At 59.0% G+C, this 20,771-nt stretch carries 21 protein-coding genes; 16 read left to right on the plus strand and 5 right to left on the minus strand.

The features are described from left to right. Window positions 1-260 precede the first annotated feature (260 nt). The 9 genes from rhaB to rhaM all read left to right on the plus strand — a co-directional run bounded on the left by rhaB (window position 261) and on the right by rhaM (window position 10,176). Complete coding sequence (gene rhaB / locus ACSVHP_RS20235) at window positions 261-1,730, plus strand: rhamnulokinase (RefSeq protein WP_447552845.1); 1,470 nt, start codon at window positions 261-263, stop codon at window positions 1,728-1,730. Beyond that, the gene (gene rhaA / locus ACSVHP_RS20240) at window positions 1,727-2,986 is read left to right on the plus strand and encodes an L-rhamnose isomerase (protein WP_234672879.1); all 1,260 of its coding nucleotides are present in this window, start codon (window positions 1,727-1,729) and stop codon (window positions 2,984-2,986) included. The genes rhaB and rhaA overlap by 4 nt, the downstream gene beginning before the upstream one ends. Before the next feature lie 116 nt (window positions 2,987-3,102). Next, window positions 3,103-3,933 (plus strand): rhamnulose-1-phosphate aldolase, encoded by an 831-nt coding sequence (gene rhaD, locus ACSVHP_RS20245; RefSeq protein ID WP_447552862.1) that lies wholly within the window; start codon window positions 3,103-3,105, stop codon window positions 3,931-3,933. A gap of 80 nt (window positions 3,934-4,013) precedes the next feature. Beyond that, on the plus strand, window positions 4,014-5,000 hold the full coding sequence (gene rhaS, locus ACSVHP_RS20250) for a rhamnose ABC transporter substrate-binding protein (RefSeq protein ID WP_234672877.1): 987 nt from the start codon (window positions 4,014-4,016) through the stop codon (window positions 4,998-5,000). A 108-nt stretch (window positions 5,001-5,108) separates the two neighbouring features. Further along, a complete protein-coding gene (locus tag ACSVHP_RS20255) occupies window positions 5,109-6,611 on the plus strand; it encodes a sugar ABC transporter ATP-binding protein (protein WP_447552846.1) in 1,503 nt (500 codons plus the stop codon). Window position 6,612: 1 nt separating this feature from the next. Further along, window positions 6,613-7,617 carry an ABC transporter permease gene (locus ACSVHP_RS20260; RefSeq protein ID WP_447552847.1) on the plus strand — a complete coding sequence of 335 codons (1,005 nt, stop codon included), beginning with the start codon at window positions 6,613-6,615 and terminating at the stop codon, window positions 7,615-7,617. After that, entirely contained in the window at window positions 7,614-8,618 is a 1,005-nt protein-coding gene (locus tag ACSVHP_RS20265; RefSeq protein ID WP_447552848.1) for an ABC transporter permease, read from the plus strand. Before ACSVHP_RS20260 ends, ACSVHP_RS20265 begins: the two co-directional genes overlap by 4 nt. Before the next feature lie 98 nt (window positions 8,619-8,716). Next, window positions 8,717-9,865 carry a lactaldehyde reductase gene (fucO, locus tag ACSVHP_RS20270; RefSeq protein ID WP_447552849.1) on the plus strand — a complete coding sequence of 383 codons (1,149 nt, stop codon included), beginning with the start codon at window positions 8,717-8,719 and terminating at the stop codon, window positions 9,863-9,865. Continuing rightward, window positions 9,862-10,176, plus strand: a complete 315-nt coding sequence (gene rhaM, locus ACSVHP_RS20275; protein ID WP_447552850.1) for an L-rhamnose mutarotase — start codon at window positions 9,862-9,864, stop codon at window positions 10,174-10,176. The genes fucO and rhaM overlap by 4 nt, the downstream gene beginning before the upstream one ends. Window positions 10,177-10,210: 34 nt before the next feature. Here the strand turns inward: rhaM and ACSVHP_RS20280 are convergent, their stop codons facing one another. Beyond that, a complete protein-coding gene (locus ACSVHP_RS20280) occupies window positions 10,211-10,759 on the minus strand; it encodes a helix-turn-helix domain-containing protein (RefSeq protein ID WP_417315544.1) in 549 nt (182 codons plus the stop codon). A 103-nt stretch (window positions 10,760-10,862) separates the two neighbouring features. On the opposite strand from ACSVHP_RS20280, the gene ACSVHP_RS20285 reads away from it, so the two are divergent. Both ACSVHP_RS20285 and ACSVHP_RS20290 read left to right on the plus strand, forming a co-directional pair. Next, window positions 10,863-11,522, plus strand: coding sequence for an AzlC family ABC transporter permease (locus tag ACSVHP_RS20285; RefSeq protein WP_234672865.1), 660 nt, complete (start codon window positions 10,863-10,865; stop codon window positions 11,520-11,522). Then, window positions 11,522-11,845, plus strand: coding sequence for an AzlD domain-containing protein (locus tag ACSVHP_RS20290; protein ID WP_234672863.1), 324 nt, complete (start codon window positions 11,522-11,524; stop codon window positions 11,843-11,845). The genes ACSVHP_RS20285 and ACSVHP_RS20290 overlap by 1 nt, the downstream gene beginning before the upstream one ends. Before the next feature lie 41 nt (window positions 11,846-11,886). On the opposite strand, the gene ACSVHP_RS20295 is transcribed toward ACSVHP_RS20290, so the two are convergent. Next, window positions 11,887-12,099 (minus strand): DUF1471 domain-containing protein, encoded by a 213-nt coding sequence (locus tag ACSVHP_RS20295; RefSeq protein WP_447552851.1) that lies wholly within the window; start codon window positions 12,097-12,099, stop codon window positions 11,887-11,889. A 114-nt stretch (window positions 12,100-12,213) separates the two neighbouring features. After that, window positions 12,214-13,050: a formate dehydrogenase accessory sulfurtransferase FdhD gene (fdhD, locus tag ACSVHP_RS20300; protein WP_234672859.1), complete on the minus strand. Its 837-nt coding sequence runs from the start codon at window positions 13,048-13,050 to the stop codon at window positions 12,214-12,216. Between the two features lie 424 nt (window positions 13,051-13,474). Between fdhD and fdnG the strand changes: the two genes are divergently transcribed. The 4 genes from fdnG to fdhE are packed head-to-tail and all read left to right on the plus strand — an operon-like array spanning window position 13,475 to window position 18,998. Further along, the gene (gene fdnG, locus ACSVHP_RS20305; protein ID WP_447552852.1) at window positions 13,475-16,525 is read left to right on the plus strand and encodes a formate dehydrogenase-N subunit alpha; all 3,051 of its coding nucleotides are present in this window, start codon (window positions 13,475-13,477) and stop codon (window positions 16,523-16,525) included. Window positions 16,526-16,537: 12 nt separating this feature from the next. Beyond that, window positions 16,538-17,440, plus strand: a complete 903-nt coding sequence (gene fdxH, locus ACSVHP_RS20310) for a formate dehydrogenase subunit beta (RefSeq protein ID WP_234672854.1) — start codon at window positions 16,538-16,540, stop codon at window positions 17,438-17,440. Beyond that, window positions 17,437-18,072, plus strand: coding sequence for a formate dehydrogenase cytochrome b556 subunit (fdoI, locus tag ACSVHP_RS20315; protein ID WP_234672852.1), 636 nt, complete (start codon window positions 17,437-17,439; stop codon window positions 18,070-18,072). The genes fdxH and fdoI overlap by 4 nt, the downstream gene beginning before the upstream one ends. Then, window positions 18,069-18,998 (plus strand): formate dehydrogenase accessory protein FdhE, encoded by a 930-nt coding sequence (gene fdhE, locus ACSVHP_RS20320; RefSeq protein ID WP_447552853.1) that lies wholly within the window; start codon window positions 18,069-18,071, stop codon window positions 18,996-18,998. Before fdoI ends, fdhE begins: the two co-directional genes overlap by 4 nt. A gap of 39 nt (window positions 18,999-19,037) precedes the next feature. Here the strand turns inward: fdhE and ACSVHP_RS20325 are convergent, their stop codons facing one another. Continuing rightward, window positions 19,038-19,409, minus strand: a complete 372-nt coding sequence (locus ACSVHP_RS20325) for a type II toxin-antitoxin system VapC family toxin (protein WP_234672848.1) — start codon at window positions 19,407-19,409, stop codon at window positions 19,038-19,040. Between the two features lie 2 nt (window positions 19,410-19,411). Next, entirely contained in the window at window positions 19,412-19,654 is a 243-nt protein-coding gene (locus ACSVHP_RS20330) for a ribbon-helix-helix protein, CopG family (protein ID WP_234672846.1), read from the minus strand. Between the two features lie 198 nt (window positions 19,655-19,852). Between ACSVHP_RS20330 and ACSVHP_RS20335 the strand changes: the two genes are divergently transcribed. Then, window positions 19,853-20,770 carry an alpha/beta hydrolase gene (locus tag ACSVHP_RS20335; protein WP_447552854.1) on the plus strand — a complete coding sequence of 306 codons (918 nt, stop codon included), beginning with the start codon at window positions 19,853-19,855 and terminating at the stop codon, window positions 20,768-20,770. Window position 20,771 lies beyond the last annotated feature (1 nt).

Genomic DNA, 20,771 nt, shown 5'->3' on the forward strand with positions numbered 1-20,771 from the left:
AAGGCTCCGCGGGCTCACCTTAAATTTTCGACAGCAAACCTCGCAAAAACGGTCCGTTTTTCAAGAAACAGATGGAAAGATCCGGAAATGAGGTAAGCGTCACACTGGCTGAAAAGCCCGCCATTACTGGAAACTGTGAACTGCCTCACGTTCACCTTTGCTTTCTTGCCAGCCCCGGTTTTCGCCTGTCAGTGGCGAGAAGGTGGCTTTTTCTTCCCTTTCTTACACTCGTCGCCAATGACTTAAGAAAGGACGTGACCATGACTTTTCGCCATTGTGTGGCTGTCGATTTAGGCGCATCCAGCGGCCGCGTGATGCTGGCTACCTGGGACTGTAACCAGCGCACGCTTTCGCTTCGGGAAATGCATCGCTTTGTTAACGCCCTGCAAAAGCAGGACGGGTTTGACGTCTGGGATATCGACGCGCTGGAAGCGGAGATCCGCACCGGGCTGAACAACGTCTGCGACGCGGGCATTCTGATCGACAGCATCGGGATTGATACCTGGGGCGTGGATTTCGTGCTGCTCGGGCGCAACGGCGAGCGCATCGGCCTGCCGGTATCGTATCGCGACAGCCGTACCGACGGGTTGATGATGCGCGCCATTGAGCAGCTCGGCACGGCCACGATTTACGGCCGCAGCGGCATTCAGTTCCTGCCGTTTAACACCCTTTATCAGCTGCGGGCGCTGGTTGAGCAGCAGCCGGAGCTGGTGTCGAATGTGGCGCACGCCCTGCTGATCCCCGACTACTTCAGCTATCGCCTGACCGGCAACATGAACTGGGAATACACCAACGCCACTACCACCCAGCTGGTGAATATCAACACCGACAACTGGGATCAGCACCTGCTGAGCTGGACCGGCGCATCGCCCGAGTGGTTCGGCACGCCAACCCATCCCGGTAACGTGATCGGTCAGTGGACTTGCCCGCAGGGGAACGCCATCCCTGTTGTCGCGGTGGCGAGTCACGATACCGCCAGCGCGGTGATTGCCTCCCCGCTTGCCGATAAAAACGCGGCCTATCTCTCTTCCGGCACCTGGTCGCTGATGGGCTTTGAGAGCAAAACCCCCTACACCAGCGACGCGGCGCTGGCGGCGAATATCACCAACGAGGGCGGCGCGGAAGGCCGCTACCGGGTGCTGAAAAATATCATGGGGCTGTGGCTGCTTCAGCGGGTGCTGAAAGAGCAGAACATCACCGACCTGCCCGCGCTTATCGCCGACACCGAAAAGCTGAAGGCCTGCACCTTCCTGATCAACCCGAACGACGACCGCTTTATCAACCCGGCCCACATGAGCGCCGAGATCCAGACCGCCTGCTTCGAAGCCGGGCACGCGGTGCCGTCCAGCGCCGCCGAGCTGGCGCGCTGCATTTTCGACAGCCTCGCCCTGCTGTACGCCGACGTGCTGGGCGAGCTTGCCGCGCTGCGCGGGAGGCCGTTCAGCCAGCTGCATATCGTGGGCGGCGGCTGCCAAAACCGGCTACTGAACCAGCTTTGCGCCGACGCCTGCGGCATCACCGTGGTGGCCGGCCCCGTAGAGGCCTCGACGCTGGGCAATATCGGCATTCAGCTGATGACCCTGGACGAGCTGTCGAACGTCGACGAATTCCGCTCGGTGGTCGCCGCGAACCATCGCCTGACCACCTTCACACCCAATCCCTGCCATGAAATTGCCCGCTACCGGAGGCAGTTTCAGCAAAAACGACTGACAAAGGAGCTTTGCGCATGACCACTCAACTTGAACAAGCCTGGGAACTGGCTAAACAGCGTTTCGCCGCCGTCGGCGTGGATGTCGACGAGGCCCTGCGCCAGCTCGACCGCCTGCCGGTGTCGATGCACTGCTGGCAGGGGGATGACGTCGCCGGTTTCGAGAACCCGGGCGGTTCGCTGACGGGGGGCATTCAGGCGACCGGGAACTATCCGGGCAAGGCGCGAAACGCGACCGAGCTGCGCGCGGATCTGGAGATGGCGCTGAGCCTGATCCCGGGGCCAAAACGCCTGAACCTGCACGCGATTTATCTTGAATCCGACGAGCCGGTGGCGCGTAACGAGATCAAGCCGGAACACTTTAAGAACTGGGTGGAGTGGGCAAAAGCCAACAGGCTCGGGCTGGACTTTAACCCGTCCTGCTTCTCGCACCCGCTGAGCGCGGACGGTTTTACCCTCTCCCACGCCGACGACGAGATCCGCCAGTTCTGGATCGACCACGTCAAAGCCAGCCGCCGCGTGTCCGCGTACTTTGGCGAGCAGCTCGGCACCCCGTCGGTGATGAACATCTGGATCCCGGACGGCATGAAAGATATCACCGTTGACCGCCTCGCCCCGCGCCAGCGCCTGCTGGCCGCGCTGGATGAGGTGATTAGCGAGAAGCTTAACCCGGCGCACCACATCGACGCCGTGGAGAGCAAGCTGTTCGGCATTGGCGCCGAGAGCTATACCGTCGGCTCGAACGAGTTCTATATGGGTTACGCCACCAGCCGCCAGACCGCGCTGTGCCTGGATGCCGGCCACTTCCACCCGACCGAGGTGATCTCCGACAAAATCTCCGCCGCCATGCTCTACGTGCCGCGCCTGCTGCTGCACGTCAGCCGCCCGGTGCGCTGGGACAGCGACCACGTGGTGCTGCTGGATGACGAAACCCAGGCCATCGCCAGCGAAATCATCCGCCATGACCTGTTTGACCGCGTCCACATTGGCCTCGACTTCTTCGACGCCTCCATCAACCGCATCGCGGCGTGGGTGATTGGCACCCGCAACATGAAGAAAGCCCTGCTGCGCGCCCTGCTGGAGCCGACCGCCGCGCTGATGCAGCTGGAGCAGGACGGCGACTACACCGCGCGTCTGGCCCTGCTGGAAGAGCAGAAATCCCTGCCGTGGCAGGCGGTATGGGAGATGTATTGCCAGCGCCACGATGCCCCGGCAGGCAGCCAGTGGCTGGATAACGTGCGGGCTTATGAGAAAGACGTGTTGAGTCAGCGCGGGTAATTTTGCCCTCACCCTAACCCTCTCCCACAGGGAGAGGGAACTTTTACCCCCTCTCCCTGTGGGAGAGGGCTGGGGTGAGGGGTTCAACCTCACCGCGATAACTGGAAATGAAAACTATGCAGACCATCACCCACTCCTGGTTCGTCCAGGGCATGATCAAAGCCACCACCGACGCCTGGCTGAAAGGCTGGGACGAGCGCAACGGCGGCAACCTGACGCTGCGCCTGGACGACGCGGATATCGAGCCGTACGCCGCCGACTTCCATCAGAAGCCGCGCTATATCCCCCTGAGCCAGCCGATGCCGCTGCTCGCCAACACGCCCTTTATCGTCACCGGCTCCGGCAAGTTCTTCCGCAACGTGCAGCTCGATCCCCAGGCCAACCTCGGCGTGGTGAAGGTGGACAGCGACGGCGCGGGCTACCACATTCTGTGGGGGCTGACCGACGAGGCGGTGCCGACCTCTGAGCTGCCCGCGCACTTCCTCTCCCACTGCGAGCGCATCAAGGCGACCAACGGTAAAGACCGCGTGATCATGCACTGCCACGCCACCAACCTCATCGCCCTGACCTACGTGCTGGAAAACAGCACCGACTTCATTACCCGCAAGCTGTGGGAAGGAAGCACCGAATGTCTGGTGGTCTTCCCGGACGGCGTGGGCATTCTGCCGTGGATGGTGCCGGGCACCGACGAGATCGGCCAGGCGACCGCCACCGATATGCAAAAACATTCGCTGGTGCTGTGGCCGTTCCACGGCGTCTTCGGCAGCGGCCCGACGCTGGATGAAGCCTTTGGCCTGATCGACACCGCCGAGAAATCGGCAGAGGTGCTGGTGAAGGTCTACTCGATGGGCGGCATGAAGCAGACCATCACCCGTGAAGAACTGATTGCGCTGGGCAAACGCTTTGGCGTTACCCCGATGCAGTCGGCGTTAGATCTGTACAAATAAAAACATCGCGCCCCGCACAGCGACGGGGCGAAAACCACCTGCAATCCCTACACCTAACTCAAGTCAGTGGAGTAAAAGCAATGAAAATAAAGACAAGCTTGATCCTCACCGTCGCCGCTCTGGCGTTGTCCGGTTCCGCTTTAGCGGAAGTGAAAATCGCTCTCGTGGCGAAATCCCTCGGAAATGGCTTCTTCGAAGCGGCGAACGTCGGCGCGCAGGAGGCGGCCAAAGAGTTAGGCGATGTAAAAGTGATTTATACCGGCCCGACCACTACCACGGCGGAAGCGCAGATCGAGGTGCTGAACGGGCTGATCGCCCAAGGGGTGGACGCGATCGCCATCTCGGCAAACGATCCGGATGCTTTAGTCCCGGTGCTGAAAAAGGCGATGCAGCGCGGCATTAAGGTGGTCTCCTGGGATTCCGGCGTGGCGAAGGCCGGGCGGCAGATCCACCTGAACCCGTCCAATAACGCCCTGATCGGCGAAACCAACGTGAAGCTCGCCGCCGACGCGCTGAAATCCCTGAACGTGGAGAAAGGTGACGTCGCGGTGCTAAGCGCCACGCCAACCTCCACCAACCAGAACACCTGGATTGCGGAGATGAAAAAGGTGCTGCCGCAGTACCCGTCCGTCAATCTGGTGACCGTGGCCTACGGCGACGATCTCTCTGACAAAAGCTACCGCGAAGCGGTTGGCCTGCTGAAAACCTACCCGGACCTGAAGGTGATCGTCTCCCCGTCGTCCGTCGGCATTGTCGCCGCCGCGCAGGCGGTCAAAGACCAGGGCAAGATTGGCAAAGTGTACGTGACGGGCTTAGGGCTGCCGTCCGAAATGGCGGGCGCGGTGAAGTCCGGTGCCAGCAAGAGCTTTGCCATCTGGAACCCGATTGATCTGGGCTATGCTGCTACCTATCTGGCGGACGACCTGGTGAAAGGCACGGCGACCAAAGACGAAGCCAGCATGGGCAGGCTCGGCAAGGTGAAGCTGGATGCCGACGGCAACGGCGCGATGGCGGAGCCGTTCGTCTACGATGCCAGCAATATTGATAAGTTCTCGAAGATTTTCTAATCCTTTCCCCCTCTCCCTGTGGGAGAGGGCCGGGGTGAGGGCATCAGGCCGCATTTCCCTCACCCTCACCCTCTCCCGAGGGGAGAGGGGATACTACGGAGAACTATCATGACCCCATTGCTACAGCTTTCGGGCATCACCAAAGTCTTCCCCGGCGTGCGCGCGCTTGAGAATGTGCAGCTCGCGCTCTGGCCCGGCAAGGTAACGGCGCTGATCGGCGAAAACGGCGCGGGCAAATCGACGCTGGTCAAAGTGATGACCGGCATCTATCAGCCTGACGAGGGCGAGATCCTCTACAAGGCCATCCCCGTTCAGCTTTCGACGCCGGAATCGGCACACAAAATCGGCATTACCGCCATTCATCAGGAAACCGTGCTCTTTGACGAGCTCTCGGTCACCGAAAATATTTTCGTCGGTCAGTATCTCTGTAAGGGCCCGTTCAGAAAGCTCGACTGGCCGGAGATGCACCGCCGGGCGCAGGCGATCCTTACCCGTCTGGAGGTGCAAATCGACCCGCGCGCCACGCTCAAAACCCTGAGCATCGCCCAGCGCCACATGGTTGCCATTGCCCGAGCCCTGTCGTTTGAGGCGCAGGTGGTGATTCTTGACGAACCCACGGCGGCGCTGTCGCAGCACGAAATCCTGGAGTTTTACCAGATCGTCGAGCGCCTCAAGCAGGAGGGCAAAGCCATCCTGTTTATCTCGCACAAGTTCGACGAGATTTTTGAGCTGGCGGACCATTACACCGTTCTGCGCGACGGCGCGTTCGTCGGGGCGGGCGCGATAAATGAGATCACCGAAGAGCGCATGGTGTCGATGATGGTCGGTCGCGCCATTACCCAGACCTTCCCGAAAGTGGCGTGCGAGAAAGGCAACACGGTGCTGGAGGTGAAGGATCTGTGCCACCCGACCGAGTTCGCCCATATTTCGTTCAGCCTGCGCAAGGGCGAGATCCTCGGCTTTTACGGTCTGGTCGGGGCTGGACGTACCGAGCTGATGCAGGCGCTCTCCGGCGTGACGCGCCCGTCGTTCGGGGAAATTATCCTCAACGGTAAGGCGCAGCGCTTCCGCCAGCCGGCGGATGCCATCAGCGCGGGTATCGTCTGCGTGCCGGAGGAGCGGCAAAAGCAGGGGGCGATTATCGAACTGTCGATTGCCCAGAACATCAGCCTGCCCCAGCTTGGAAAACTCAATCCGAACGGCGTGCTCCACGACGATCGCGAATGGCGGCTGGCCGACGAGTACGCCAGACGCCTCCAGGTCAAAGCCTTTAGCTGGAAGCAGGCGGTGGAAACCCTCTCCGGCGGCAACCAGCAGAAAGTGGTGATCGGCAAATGGCTGGCGACGCATCCTGAGGTGATCATCCTCGATGAGCCGACAAAAGGCATCGATATCGGCTCAAAGGCGGCCGTTCATCAATTTATGTCCGAGCTGGTCGGCCAGGGTCTGGCGGTGATCATGGTGTCGTCCGAGCTGCCGGAAGTAATGGGCATGGCGGACCGCATCATCGTGATGCACGAAGGGCTGATGGTGGCGGAATACCGGGCGGGCGACGCGACGGCGGAAACCATCGTCAGCGCCGCCAGCGGTGCAAAACAGGAGGCGGCGTAACATGCTCAATTCACTGTTAAAACACCGGGAAGCCCTGCTCGGCGCGGTGATTGTGCTGATGGTCGTCGCCATCGGCAGCCGCGTGCCGTCGTTTATCGCACCGGTCAATCTGGTGGAGATGTTTAACGACACCTCCATTCTTATCATCCTGGCGCTCGGGCAGATGATGGTGCTGCTCACCAAAGGCATCGACCTGTCGATGGCGGCGAACCTGGCGCTGACCGGGATGATCGTCGCGCTGATTAACTTCCACTACCCGGCCGTTCCGGTCTGGGCGCTGCTAATCCTCGCTACCGGGCTGGGGCTGCTGATGGGCGTCATCAACGGCCTGCTGGTGTGGAAGCTCGGCATTCCGGCGATTGTGGTGACGCTCGGCACCATGAGCATCTACCGGGGGATTATCTTTCTGCTCTCCGGCGGCGGCTGGGTGAACTCCAACCAGATGGGGGCCGATTTCCTCGGCCTGCCGCGCGCGTCGGTGCTGGGCTTGCCTGTCTTAAGCTGGTGCGCCATCGCCGCGCTGCTGCTGGTAGGCTATTTCCTGCGCTACAGCCGTACCGGGCGGGCGCTGTACACCGCGGGCGGTAACGCCACGGCGGCGTACTACACCGGGATCAACGCGGGCAAGATGCAGTTCGTCAGCTTCTGCCTCTCCGGTCTGCTCGCCGGGTTCTGCGGCTATCTGTGGATCTCGCGCTTTGCGGTGGCCTACGTGGATGTCGCCAACGGCTTTGAATTGCAGGTGGTGGCTGCGTGCGTGATAGGCGGGATCGGCACCATGGGCGGCACCGGGCGCGTGCTCGGCTGCCTGTTCGGCGCGCTGTTCCTCGGCGTAATCAACAACGCCCTGCCGGTGATTGGCGTGTCGCCGTTCTGGCAGATGGCGATCTCCGGCACGGTGATTGTGATTGCGGTGCTGCTGAACGAGCGCGGCAACAAGCGTAAAGGGCGGCTGATCCTGCGCGATGCGGCGCTGGCGCGTCAGAAACTGGCGGTGAAATCATGAGCAAGATGATGACTTCTGAAGAGATGAAACCGGCCCCTGCGCCTGCGGGGATTTTCCGCCGCCTGCTGTGCTGGGAAGGCTTTCTGCTGGCGGTGACGCTGGCGGTGTTCGTGGTGAACGCGCTGGCCTCGCCCTACTTCCTGAACGTCTGGAACCTGTCCGACGCGACCTTCAACTTCACCGAAAAGGCGATCGTCGTGCTGCCGATGGCGATGCTGATCGTCGCGCGTGAAATTGACCTATCGGTGGCCTCGACCATTGCGCTGAGCTCCACGGTGATGGGCTTTTGCGCGGCGGCGGGAATAGATACGCCGCTGCTGGTGTGCGCGGGCCTCGGCGTCGGGCTGCTGTGCGGGCTGTTCAACGGCATTCTGGTGACGCGCTTTAACCTGTCGTCCATCGTGATCACCATCGGCACCATGAGCCTGTATCGCGGCATTACCTACATCCTGCTCGGCGACCAGGCGCTGAACAGCTACCCGGAGAGCTTTGCCTGGTTCGGGCAGGGCTACGTCTGGGGGGCGCTGTCGTTTGAGTTCACGCTGTTTATCGTCCTCGCCGCGCTGTTTGCCTTTTTGCTGCACCGCACCAACTTTGGCCGCCGCACCTACGCCATCGGCAATAACCCGACCGGGGCGTGGTATTCCGGCATTAACGTTAAACGCCACAACCTGATCCTGTTTGCGCTGGTGGGGCTGATGTCCGGCCTGGCGTCGGTGCTGTTGACCTCGCGTCTGGGCAGCACCCGCCCGACGATTGCGATGGGCTGGGAGCTGGCGGTGGTGACGATGGCGGTGCTCGGCGGGGTCAATATTCTGGGCGGGTCCGGCAGCATGGTGGGCGTGATTATCGCCGCCTTCCTGATGGGGCTGGTGACCTTTGGCCTGAGCCTGCTTAACGTGCCCGGCATTGTAATGTCGGTGATTATCGGCGCGATGCTGATCGTGGTGATCTCGCTGCCGATTATTACCCGCCGGGTGATGCAGCGAAGACGGATCTAACTGCCGGGTGGCACTGCGTTTACCCGGCCTACGATTGTAGGCCCGTGCAAGCGCAGCGCCGCCGGGCATAAAAATCACCGTAATTAAGGAGAATTATCATGAGCTTTATGTTGGCGCTGCCAAAAATCAGCCTGCACGGCGCGGGTGCAATCGGCGATATGGTCAATCTGGTGGCAAACAAACAGTGGGGCAAGGCGCTCATTGTCACCGACGGTCAGCTGGTAAAGCTGGGGCTGCTCGACAGCCTGTTTGCCGCGCTGGATGCGCATCAGATGTCGTATCACCTGTTTGACGAGGTCTTCCCGAACCCGACGGAAGCGCTGGTGCAGAAGGGATTTACCGCCTGGCAGGAGGCGGAGTGCGACTACCTTATTGCCTTCGGCGGCGGCAGCCCGATTGATACCGCGAAAGCGATTAAAATCCTCACCGCCAACCCCGGCCCGTCGACCGCCTATTCCGGCGTGGGCAAGGTGAAAAATGCGGGCGTGCCGCTGGTGGCGATTAATACCACCGCGGGCACGGCGGCGGAGATGACCAGCAACGCGGTGATTATCGACTCCGCGCGGCAGGTGAAAGAGGTGATTATCGATCCAAATATTATCCCGGATATCGCCGTGGACGACGCGAGCGTGATGCTCGATATCCCGGCTTCCGTGACCGCCGCAACCGGCATGGACGCGCTGACCCACGCCATCGAAGCTTACGTATCCATTGGCGCCCACCCGCTGACCGACGCCAACGCGCTGGAGGCGATTCGCCTGATTGCCCTCTGGCTGCCTGCGGCGGTGGATAACGGCAACGATCTCAACGCGCGCGAACAGATGGCCTTCGGGCAGTATCTGGCGGGCATGGCGTTCAACAGCGCCGGGCTGGGGCTGGTTCACGCGCTGGCGCATCAGCCGGGGGCGACCCACAACCTGCCGCACGGCGTGTGCAACGCCATCCTGCTGCCGATCATCGAAAACTTTAACCGCCCGAACGCGGTGGCGCGCTTTGCCCGCGTGGCGCAGGCGATGGGCGTCGATACGCGCGGCATGAGCGACGAAGCCGCCAGCATGGCGGCGATTCAGGCCATCCGCGACCTGAGCGCCCGCGTGGGGATCCCGTCCGGCTTCAGCCAGCTTGGCGTGACTAAAGCCGATATCGAAGGCTGGCTGGATAAAGCCCTCGCCGATCCGTGTGCGCCGTGCAACCCACGCACCGCCAGCCGCGACGAGGTGCGCGAGCTGTATCTGGAGGCGTTATGATCCGTAAAGCGTTTGTGATGCAGGTAAACCCGGACGCCCACGAAGAGTATGCGCGCCGCCACAGCCCAATCTGGCCGGAACTGGAAGCGGTGCTGAAAGCCCACGGCGCGCACCGTTACGCCATTTATCTCGATAAGGCGCGCAACCTGCTGTTTGCGACCGTGGAGATTGAATCGGAGGAGCGCTGGAACGCGGTGGCGGCCACCGAGGTGTGCCAGCGCTGGTGGAAACACATGCGCGACGTGATGCCGTCGAACCCGGATAACAGCCCGGTGAGCGCCGAGCTGAAAGAGGTGTTTTATTTAGACTGAGCCTGAGCACGCTGTCGCCCCGCGACAGCGTGCGTTAATTCTGCTCCGCCACCAGCAGCGCGTGGGTGTCCGGCTCCAGGGCTTTGAAAATGTGCTGCTGGTCGGCGGGATAGCAGATGTAATCCCCCGGCCCTAACTCTTCGGGCGCGTCCGTCAGCCCCACCAGCGCTCTGCCCTGCGTCACGATAATGTGTTCCACCGAACCCGGCGGATGCGGCTCTGAGATACGGTCGGCGCCCGGCTGGGTCAGCAGCAGGTACACATCCCGGCGCGCGCCCGGCGGACAGGCGGCGAGCAAAATAGCCTCGTAGTTAGCCTGCCCGGCCACCACCTTCGTGCCTTCTCCCCGGCGGATCACCTGCGTTGTCGGGAGCTGCGGCTCCAGCAGGCGCGCAAACGGAATATCCAGCGCCACGCAGAGCGACCACAGGGTTTCCAGACTCGGGTTGCCGTTGCCGGATTCCAGCTGCGACAGGGTGGATTTGGCGATCCCGGCACGGCGGGCAATTTCCGCCAGTGAAAGCCCGGTTCGCAGGCGCTCTCGCACCAGACTTTTGGCGATTACGCTGATTGGCTGCGTCATAAAACGACCTTTTTGTTCTATAAATCGAACGAATCGTTCATCTTGAAAAACGATATGGATGCGTTCATTATAATGGAAATTCGTTCGATATGGCTAAAATTGCATGAAGCATCACCTCTCCTGCCTGAAAGGCGACACCATCAAAGCAATCATCCTGGTCTGCCTCGCGGTGGGCGTTGTCGGCATGTCCTACGGCTCGCTGGCGATGGCCTACGGCTTTCCGCTCTGGGTGCCGTTTTTGCTCTCCATCACCGTGCTGGCGGGGGCGTCTGAGTTTATGTTTATCGGGATTGTGGCAAGCGGCGGTAATCCGCTGGCCGCCGCCGCCGCCGGGTTGCTGGTCAACGCGCGTCATGTGCCCTTCGGCGTGACGGTGCGGGAGCTGGTGGGCAAGCGCGGCCTGAGCTTTTTGGGCTGCCACATTATGAACGATGAAAGCGTGGTGTTTGGCCTGTCGCAAAAAACGCCCGAGCAGCGTAAGGCGGCCTACTGGCTCTGCGGGCTGGGGGTGGCGATTGTCTGGCCGCTCGGCGCGCTGCTGGGGGCGATGGTCGGCAAGCTGCTGCCCGACCCGGAAACCATCGGGCTGGACGCCGTGTTCCCGGCTATCCTGCTGGCGTTGGTGGTCCCTGCCTTTAAAAACCGCACCACGCTTATCCGCGCCTGTAGCGGCGCAGTTCTCTCACTCGCCGCCGTGCCGTTTGCACCGGTGGGTTTGCCGGTTCTGCTCTCTTTACTCGGCCTTGCCGCGAGGAAAAAATAATGGAAAACATGACGGTCTTTATTCTGGGCATCGCCATTTTATCGGCGGGCACCTATTTAATGCGTCTTGGCGGGGCAAAACTCGGCAGCCGACTGGCGTTATCCGAGCGTTCTCAGGCGCTGCTGTCCGATGCGGCAACGGTGCTGCTTTTTTCCGTGGCGCTGGCGACCACCTTTTATGAGGGGGAACATTTCGCGGGCATGGCGCGGGTGCTGGGCGTGGCGTTCGCCGTGTTTCTCGCCTGGCGCAAGATGCCGTTAATTGTGGTGATCGTTGCGGCAGCGGTGGTGACTGCCCTGCTGCGTCTGGCGGGGATCCAATAAAAAAAGCGCCCCGGGGGCGCTCTTTCGACGATGTTGCCTGCTTATTTGTTCAGTTCAGCGGTCATGTGTACGCGGTTACCGGCGAAAGCCTGGGTAATTTTGTAAGATGACGCGCCCGCTTCCTGAGCCTGTGCCGCGATTTTTGCTTCTGCGCTATCAATGGTAGAGGCGGTTGCGGTCACGGTCTGTGCAGCGAAAGAACCGAAAGACGTAGCCAGAGCGATTACTGCGACAAAATTTTTGATGCTTTTCATGATATAAACCCTTTCGTTAAGTTGTTTGTTTAAGGCGCCGTGCCTTGATGAGATAAATATTAGACCTCATCATGAACAACTAAAAGCGGAAGGATTTGCTAATCTTTTTCAAAATTACTGATCAACTATTAAGCGCTGCGGATGGGTATAAATTGTCGCGCGTCCCGGCTTACAGAATCCCACCAGCGTCAGGTTGCAGCGCTCGGCCACGTCGACCGCCAGCGTGGTCGCCGCCGATACCGCGAACAGAATTTCGATACCGCACATGGCGGACTTCTGCACCATCTCATAGCTCGCCCGGCTGGAGACCAGCGCCGCACCCTGCTGCCAGAGCGCGTTTTCACGCGCCCGACGCCCGAGCAGCTTATCCAGCGCCACGTGACGCCCGACATCCTCGTGCCCGCCGGCAATCTCACCCGACGGCAGCACCCACGCCGCCGCGTGCGTACAGCCGCTCAGCTGACCTATTGGCTGGACGTCGTTGAGATGCTCCAGCGCCTTGTCGAGATGGGCGAGGTTAAAGGTCTGGGTAAACGGCAGCGGCGTAATGGGCTTGCCGATATCATTGAGCTGCTCAACCCCGCACACGCCGCAGCCCGTGCGTCCGGCCAGCGCCCGACGGCGCTCTTTCAACCCCATAAAGCGGCGGCTGGAAAGCTCAATCTGCACTTCGAGGCCGTTGCAGGCCTGCACCACGTCCATGCCGTAGATCTCCTGCGGATGCTCGATAATGCCTTCCGACAGCGAAAAACCCATCGCGAACAGCTCAAGGTCTTTGGGCGAGGCCATCATCACCACGTGCGAAATGCCGTTGTACACCAGGGCAACGGGCACTTCTTCCGCCAGAAAATCGGGCGTAGCGCGGGAGAGTTGGGGTGGTCTGCGTACCGACATTTCCACAATGCCCGCGGGCAGTGGCAGCGAGTCGATAGCACGGTTTTGTTTAGACACGACGGTATTCCTGAACAACCACGGAGGTGAGCCTGCTATTGCATCACAAAGTGCAGGGCTTACGCATAGTATGGATCAATTTTTCAGCATCGAGTTTACCTACTCCATTGGGAGGGGTGCAACCGGCGTCCTGATACACCCCTTTAACATGCAGGGTTATTAATGTGATTGATATCACATTTTATAATCAATGCCGTGATAATACGTTCACTTTGTTTTAACGCGGTTGGAACAGGCATACCGACATTGTGGTATTCTGTTGATATCCCTCGTGGGAATGAGGGTTTAACGCAAATTTTTCTCCTTTGCGGTTCATTCTCAACCGTAAAGTAAAACAATAATTACCCAAAAGATGACGCACCGCAGCCAACGAGCCTGCGGCGCGGCGTATTGAGGGTAGCAATGTCGAAACAAGGAGTGACCCATGCAGGTCAGCAGAAGGCAGTTCTTTAAGATCTGCGCTGGCGGTATGGCAGGCACCACGGCAGCGGCACTGGGCTTTGCACCCGGCGTAGCGCTGGCGGAAACGCGGCAGTACAAGCTGCTGCGCACCCGTGAAACCCGTAATACCTGTACGTACTGCTCTGTCGGTTGCGGGCTGTTGATGTATAGCCTCGGCGACGGTGCAAAAAATGCCAAAGCGTCAATCTTCCACATCGAAGGCGACCCGGATCACCCGGTCAACCGCGGTGCGTTATGTCCGAAAGGGGCCGGTCTGGTGGACTTTATCCACTCTGAAAGCCGCCTCAAATACCCGGAATACCGCGCCCCAGGCTCTGACAAATGGCAGCAAATCAGCTGGGAAGAGGCATTTGACCGCATTTCCAAACTGATGAAAGAAGACCGCGATGCTAACTTCATCGATAAAAATGCCGATGGCGTAACGGTCAACCGCTGGCTCTCTACCGGGATGTTGTGTGCGTCCGCATCCAGTAACGAAACCGGCTATTTAACCCAGAAATTCACGCGTGCGCTCGGTATGCTCGCGGTCGACAACCAGGCGCGTGTCTGACACGGACCAACGGTAGCAAGTCTTGCTCCAACATTTGGTCGCGGTGCGATGACCAACCACTGGGTCGACATCAAGAACGCCAACCTCATTGTGGTGATGGGCGGTAACGCCGCTGAAGCGCACCCTGTCGGGTTCCGCTGGGCGATGGAAGCCAAAATCCACAACGGTGCGAAACTGATTGTGATCGATCCCCGCTTTACGCGTACTGCGTCAGTGGCGGATTTCTACACCCCTATTCGTTCAGGTACTGACATTACTTTCCTGTCAGGTGTCTTGCTGTACCTGATGAACAACGAAAAATATAACCGCGAATACACCGAGGCCTACACCAACGCCAGCCTGATTGTGCGTGAGGACTACAGCTTCGACGATGGTCTGTTCAGCGGTTATGACGCCGAAAAACGCAGGTACGACAAAACCAGCTGGAACTACGAGCTGGATGAGAAGGGCTTTGCGAAGCGCGACACCACCCTGCAACACCCGCGCTGCGTGTGGAATCTGCTGAAAGAGCACGTTTCCCGCTACACGCCAGACGTGGTTGAGAACATCTGCGGCACGCCGAAGGCCGACTTCCTGAAAGTGTGCGAGATGATTGCAGAAACCAGCGCGAAAGATAAAACCGCGTCGTTCCTGTATGCGCTCGGCTGGACGCAACACTCCATCGGCGCGCAGAACATCCGTACGATGGCAATGGTTCAGCTGCTGCTTGGCAACATGGGGATGGCAGGCGGCGGCGTTAACGCCCTGCGCGGTCACTCCAACATTCAGGGTCTGACCGACCTCGGCCTGCTGTCTCAAAGCCTGCCGGGCTATATGAACCTGCCAAGCGAGAAACAGACCGATCTGCAAACCTACCTGACGGCCAGCACGCCAAAACCGCTGCTCGAAGGCCAGGTGAACTACTGGGGCAACTATCCGAAGTTCTTCGTTTCCATGATGAAGGCCTTCTTCGGCGATAAAGCAACGGCGGAAAACAGCTGGGGCTTTGACTGGCTGCCGAAGTGGGACAAGGGTTACGACGTTCTCCAGTACTTCGAAATGATGAACCAGGGCAAGGTCAACGGCTATATCTGCCAGGGCTTTAACCCGGTGGCCTCGTTCCCGAACAAGAACAAGGTTGTCGCGTCCCTGTCGAAGCTGAAGTTCCTGGTGACGATTGACCCGCTCAACACCGAAACCTCGACCTTCTGGCAGAACCACGGTGAATCGAACGACGTTGATCCGTCGAAGATTCAGACCGAGGTGTTCCGTCTGCCGTCCACCTGCTTCGCGGAAGAGAACGGTTCTATCGTTAACTCCGGCCGCTGGTTGCAGTGGCACTGGAAAGGTGCGGACGCCCCGGGTATCGCCATGAACGACGGCGAGATCCTGGCCGGTATTTTCTTACGCCTGCGTAAGATGTATGCGGCAGAAGGCGGCGCGACCCCGGAACCGGTTCTGAACATGACCTGGAACTACGCGACGCCGGAAAATCCGCAGCCAGAAGAAGTGGCGATGGAGAGCAACGGTAAGGCGCTGGCAGACGTTATCGACCCGGCCACCGGTACGGTACTGGCGAAGAAAGGCGATCAGCTCAGCACCTTCGCGCACCTGCGCGATGACGGTACAACGTCGAGCGGCTGCTGGATCTTTGCCGGTAGCTGGACGCCGAAAGGCAACCAGATGGCCAACCGCGATAACGCCGACCCGTCAGGTCTGGGTAATACGCTGGGCTGGGCATGGGCGTGGCCGCTTAACCGCCGCATCCTCTATAACCGTGCCTCCGCTGACCCGCAGGGCAACCCGTGGGATCCGAAGCGTCAGCTGCTGAAGTGGGACGGCGCGAAATGGGGCGGCGTGGATATTCCGGACTACAGCACTGCCGCACCTGGCAGCGACGTTGGGCCGTTTATCATGCAGCCAGAAGGGATGGGTCGCCTGTTTGCTATCGATAAGATGGCCGAAGGACCGTTCCCGGAACACTACGAGCCGTTTGAAACGCCGCTGGGCACCAACCCGCTGCACCCGAACGTGGTCTCTAACCCGGCAGCCCGTATCTTTAAGGGCGATTTCGAAGCGCTGGGTAAAAAGGACAAGTTCCCGTATGTCGGCACCACTTACCGTCTGACCGAGCACTTCCACTACTGGACCAAGCACGCGCTGCTTAACGCTATCGCGCAGCCGGAACAGTTTGTGGAGATCGGCGAGAAGCTGGCGAACAAGCTCGGCATTGCCCACGGCGATACCGTGAAGGTCTCCTCTAACCGTGGCTATATCAAGGCCAAAGCGGTGGTGACCAAGCGCATTCGCACGCTGAACGTTCACGGTCAGCAGGTGGATACTATCGGTATTCCGATTCACTGGGGTTATGAAGGCGTGACGAAGAAAGGGTTTATTGCAAACACCCTGACGCCGTTCGTCGGCGATGCGAACACGCAGACGCCGGAGTTTAAGGCCTTCCTCGTGAACGTGGAAAAGGTGTAACGGAGACGACTTATGGCTTATCAATCGCAAGACATCATTCGTCGTTCCGCGACTAACGGTTTCACTCCCGCGCCACAGGCGCGGGACCACCAGCAGGAAGTGGCGAAGCTTATCGACGTGACCACCTGTATCGGCTGTAAAGCCTGTCAGGTGGCCTGTTCTGAGTGGAACGACCTCCGTGACGAAGTGGGTCACAACGTCGGGGTGTACGACAACCCGGCCGACCTGACCGCCAAGTCCTGGACGGTGATGCGTTTCTCGGAAGTAGAGCAGAACGACAAGCTGGAATGGCTTATCCGCAAAGACGGCTGTATGCACTGCGCGGATCCGGGCTGCCTGAAGGCGTGTCCGTCAGAAGGGGCTATCATTCAGTATGCCAACGGTATCGTCGACTTCCAGTCTGAACAGTGCATCGGCTGCGGCTACTGCATTGCGGGCTGCCCGTTCGACGTGCCGCGCCTGAACCCGGAAGACAACCGCGTCTACAAATGCACGCTGTGCGTCGACCGCGTAACCGTCGGCCAGGAGCCAGCGTGCGTGAAGACCTGCCCGACCGGCGCTATCCACTTTGGTTCTAAAGAGGATATGAAAACGCTGGCGGCAGAGCGCGTGGGCGAGCTGAAAACCCGTGGTTACGACAACGCGGGCCTGTACGATCCGGCCGGTGTTGGCGGTACGCACGTCATGTACGTGCTGCACCACGCCGACAAGCCGAATCTGTATCACGGCCTGCCGGAGAACCCGGAAATCAGCGCCACCGTGAAGTTCTGGAAAGGCATCTGGAAACCGCTGGCAGCGGTCGGCTTTGCGGCTACCTTCGCAGCCAGTATCTTCCACTACGTCGGTGTCGGCCCGAACCGTGCGGAAGAGGAAGAAGACAACCTGCATGAAGAGAAAGACGAGGTGCGCAAATGAGAAGACGTGACACCATCGTGCGCTATACCGCGCCGGAACGTATCAACCACTGGGTCACCGCCTTCTGCTTCATGCTGGCGGCGATAAGCGGGCTGGGATTCTTCTTCCCGTCCTTCAACTGGTTGATGCAAATTATGGGGACACCACAGCTGGCGCGTATTCTGCACCCGTTTGTCGGCGTCATCATGTTTGCGTCGTTTATCATCATGTTTTTCCGTTACTGGCATCACAACCTAATCAATCGGGATGATATCTTTTGGGCGAAGAATATTCGTAAGATCGTCGTCAACGAGGAAGTAGGTGATACCGGGCGTTATAACTTCGGCCAGAAATGCGTATTCTGGGCGGCGATTATCTTCCTGGTCCTGTTGCTGGTCAGCGGTGTGATCATCTGGCGTCCGTACTTTGCGCCTGCTTTCTCAATCCCGGTGATCCGATTCGCGCTGATGCTGCATTCATTTGCCGCAGTGGCGTTAATTGTGGTTATCATGGTGCATATTTACGCCGCCCTTTGGGTGAAAGGCACCATTACCGCGATGGTGGAAGGATGGGTAACCAAAACGTGGGCGAAGAAACATCACCCGCGCTGGTACCGTGAAGTCCGCCAGAAACAGGAAAAGTCATCTGAATGAGTATTCGCATAATCCCGCAAGATGAGCTGGGTTCGAGCGAGAAACGCACGGCGGATTACATTCCGCCGTTGTTATTCCCCAGACTCAAGAACCTCTACAACCGCCGCGCAGAACGCCTGCGCGAGCTGGCAGAGAGCAATCCGCTGGGCGATTTCCTGCGCTTTGCCGCGCTTGTCGCCCACGCGCAGGAGGTGGTGCTGTACGACCACCCGCTGCAACTGGATCTCACCGCGCGCATTAAAGAAGCCAGCGAGCAGGGCAAGCCGCCGCTGGATATTCACGTCCTGCCGCGCGACAAGCACTGGCATAAGCTGCTCCACTCCCTGATTGCCGAGCTGAAGCCCGAGATGAGCGGTACCGCGCTGGCGGTGATCGAGAATCTGGAAAAGGCCTCCGATCAGGAGCTGGAAGAGATGGCGAGCGCGCTGTTCGCGTCCGACTTCTCGCTGGTCAGCAGCGATAAAGCCCCGTTTATCTGGGCTGCCCTGTCGCTCTACTGGGCGCAAATGGCGAGCCTGATCCCAGGCAAAGCCCGCGCTGAATACGGCGAAGCACGCCAGTTCTGCCCGGTGTGCGGCTCAATGCCGGTCTCCAGCATGGTGCAAATTGGTACCACGCAGGGGCTGCGCTACCTGCACTGCAACCTGTGCGAAACCGAGTGGCACGTGGTGCGCATCAAGTGCAGCAACTGCGAGCAGACCCGCGATCTGAACTACTGGTCGCTGGAAAACGAAGAAGCAGCGGTGAAAGCCGAGAGCTGTGGCGACTGCGGCACTTACCTGAAAATTCTTTATCAGGAAAAAGACCCTAAAGTTGAAGCGGTCGCTGACGATCTCGCCTCGCTGATTCTGGACGCCAAAATGGAGCAGGAGGGCTTTGCCCGTAGCTCTATTAACCCGTTCCTGTTCCCGGGTGAAGGGGAGTAGTCTCCTGTAATAGTGCCGGGCGGCGCAAGCTTGCCCGGCCTACAGTTGATAAGGCGTCACCACCCCGGCGATCCCCGAAAAGTCTTTTGTATTCCTTGAAACTAACGGGCAATTCCTGCTCTGTGCCGTCGCTAAAATAATGGCATCCGGCAGCTTCATGCCGTGCTTCTCACGAAGAAGAACGCTTCGTTCAGCAATTTCACGCGACACATCAATAATCTCAAACGCGCCCATCACCGCCGCTGTTTTTACTTCCTGACCATGTTTGCGAGCGCCGACCATGACTTCCATCCAGGTGATCAGGCTAATAGCCCGACGCGACGCGGTACGATCGATTGTGTCCGCAGCTTCAACGCGATTATTGAAAAGATCGATAAGAATATTGGTATCAAACACCGCCATGTGTTCCATGATTACCACTCCTCACGCAGCTTACGTTCGTACTCAAGCCCATCTTCCTGCTGGTTTCCCCAAAGGCCAAGCGCATCGCGAATAACCGACGTGCTTTGCTGATCGAGATACAACTCGATGGCTTCTCGCAGCAACTCGGCACGCGGCTGGTTGCGTAGCTGTTTCAGATTATCCAGCCGTTGGATTACATCATCCGACAAATCGATCAGGATCCTGCCCATGTTAAGCTCCGCCAGCAAACTCATATATCACCTCAGTATATCATAATTGTCCATTTTTAAGGCAACATACGCTTTTTTTAATTAGGGTTAAAGCAGCCGACAGGCGTTTATCCGGTATTTGCGAGCCGCTTTCCAGATCGCTCTGCTCCCAAAATTTGTTGTTTTCTTCCGCAAAAAACCAGGCTATAACTGTATATTCATACAGCTTAAAAGAACGTTACTATGGCTCTGGAAAACGGGATTGCGCAGTTAGTTAAGGACTTTATTGATGCAGGAAGGCCTTCTTCGCGTGACCAGAATATTGATGACCGAAGAAAAGGATATATTGCCAGTACGGTACTCGCCGGGAAAAAAGAAGCTCGCGTCCAGATTGAAACGCGCGTCATTGATGACCTCACCTTTCAGATTTATTCGCCTCTCAATGCCACCGAAACGTTACCCGGTGCCCTCTATTATCACGGCGGATGCTTTGTCAGCGGAGGTTTTGAAACCCACGATAACCAGCTCCGCCAGCTGGCGTTTTACGGTAACTGTCGGATCGTTGCGGTCCAGTACAGACTGGCACCCGAGCATAGGTTCCCTGCTGCGCATGACGACGCAGAGCGAGCTGCAACGCTTGTCTGGCAAAATGCAGAAATATTTGGCGTAAACAAAAACCGCATCACCCTTTGCGGTGACAGCGCAGGGGGGCATCTGGCGCTGGTGACGGCTCTGAGGATCAAGGCCAACGGTCTCTGGAACCCGGCTCAGCTCATTCTCATCTATCCCATGCTCGACGCTACGGCCAGTTTTGATAGCTATATCCTTAATGGCCAGGATTACGTTATTACCCGCGATACCCTGCTCAGCGGATATGAAATGTATCTCGCAGATACCGACCGTCAGCATCCTGAAGCCAGCCCGCTGTGGCGGAATGATCTTAACGGTCTTCCGCCGGTGCACATTATTACCGCCGAGTACGATCCCCTATGCGATGAGGGAGAAATGTTGTACCAGCATCTGGCAGAGCAGGAGGTGAGGTGTACCGCTCAGCGGTGGCAGGGGGTCATTCATGGCTTCTTTCAGCTTGGCGGCATTAGCCAGTCAGCGCGAGACGTTATGCGGGACATCGCCTGGCGGATAAGCTCCGCCCGGCGATAAT

Source organism: Enterobacter sp. 186315 (genome assembly GCF_053290175.1).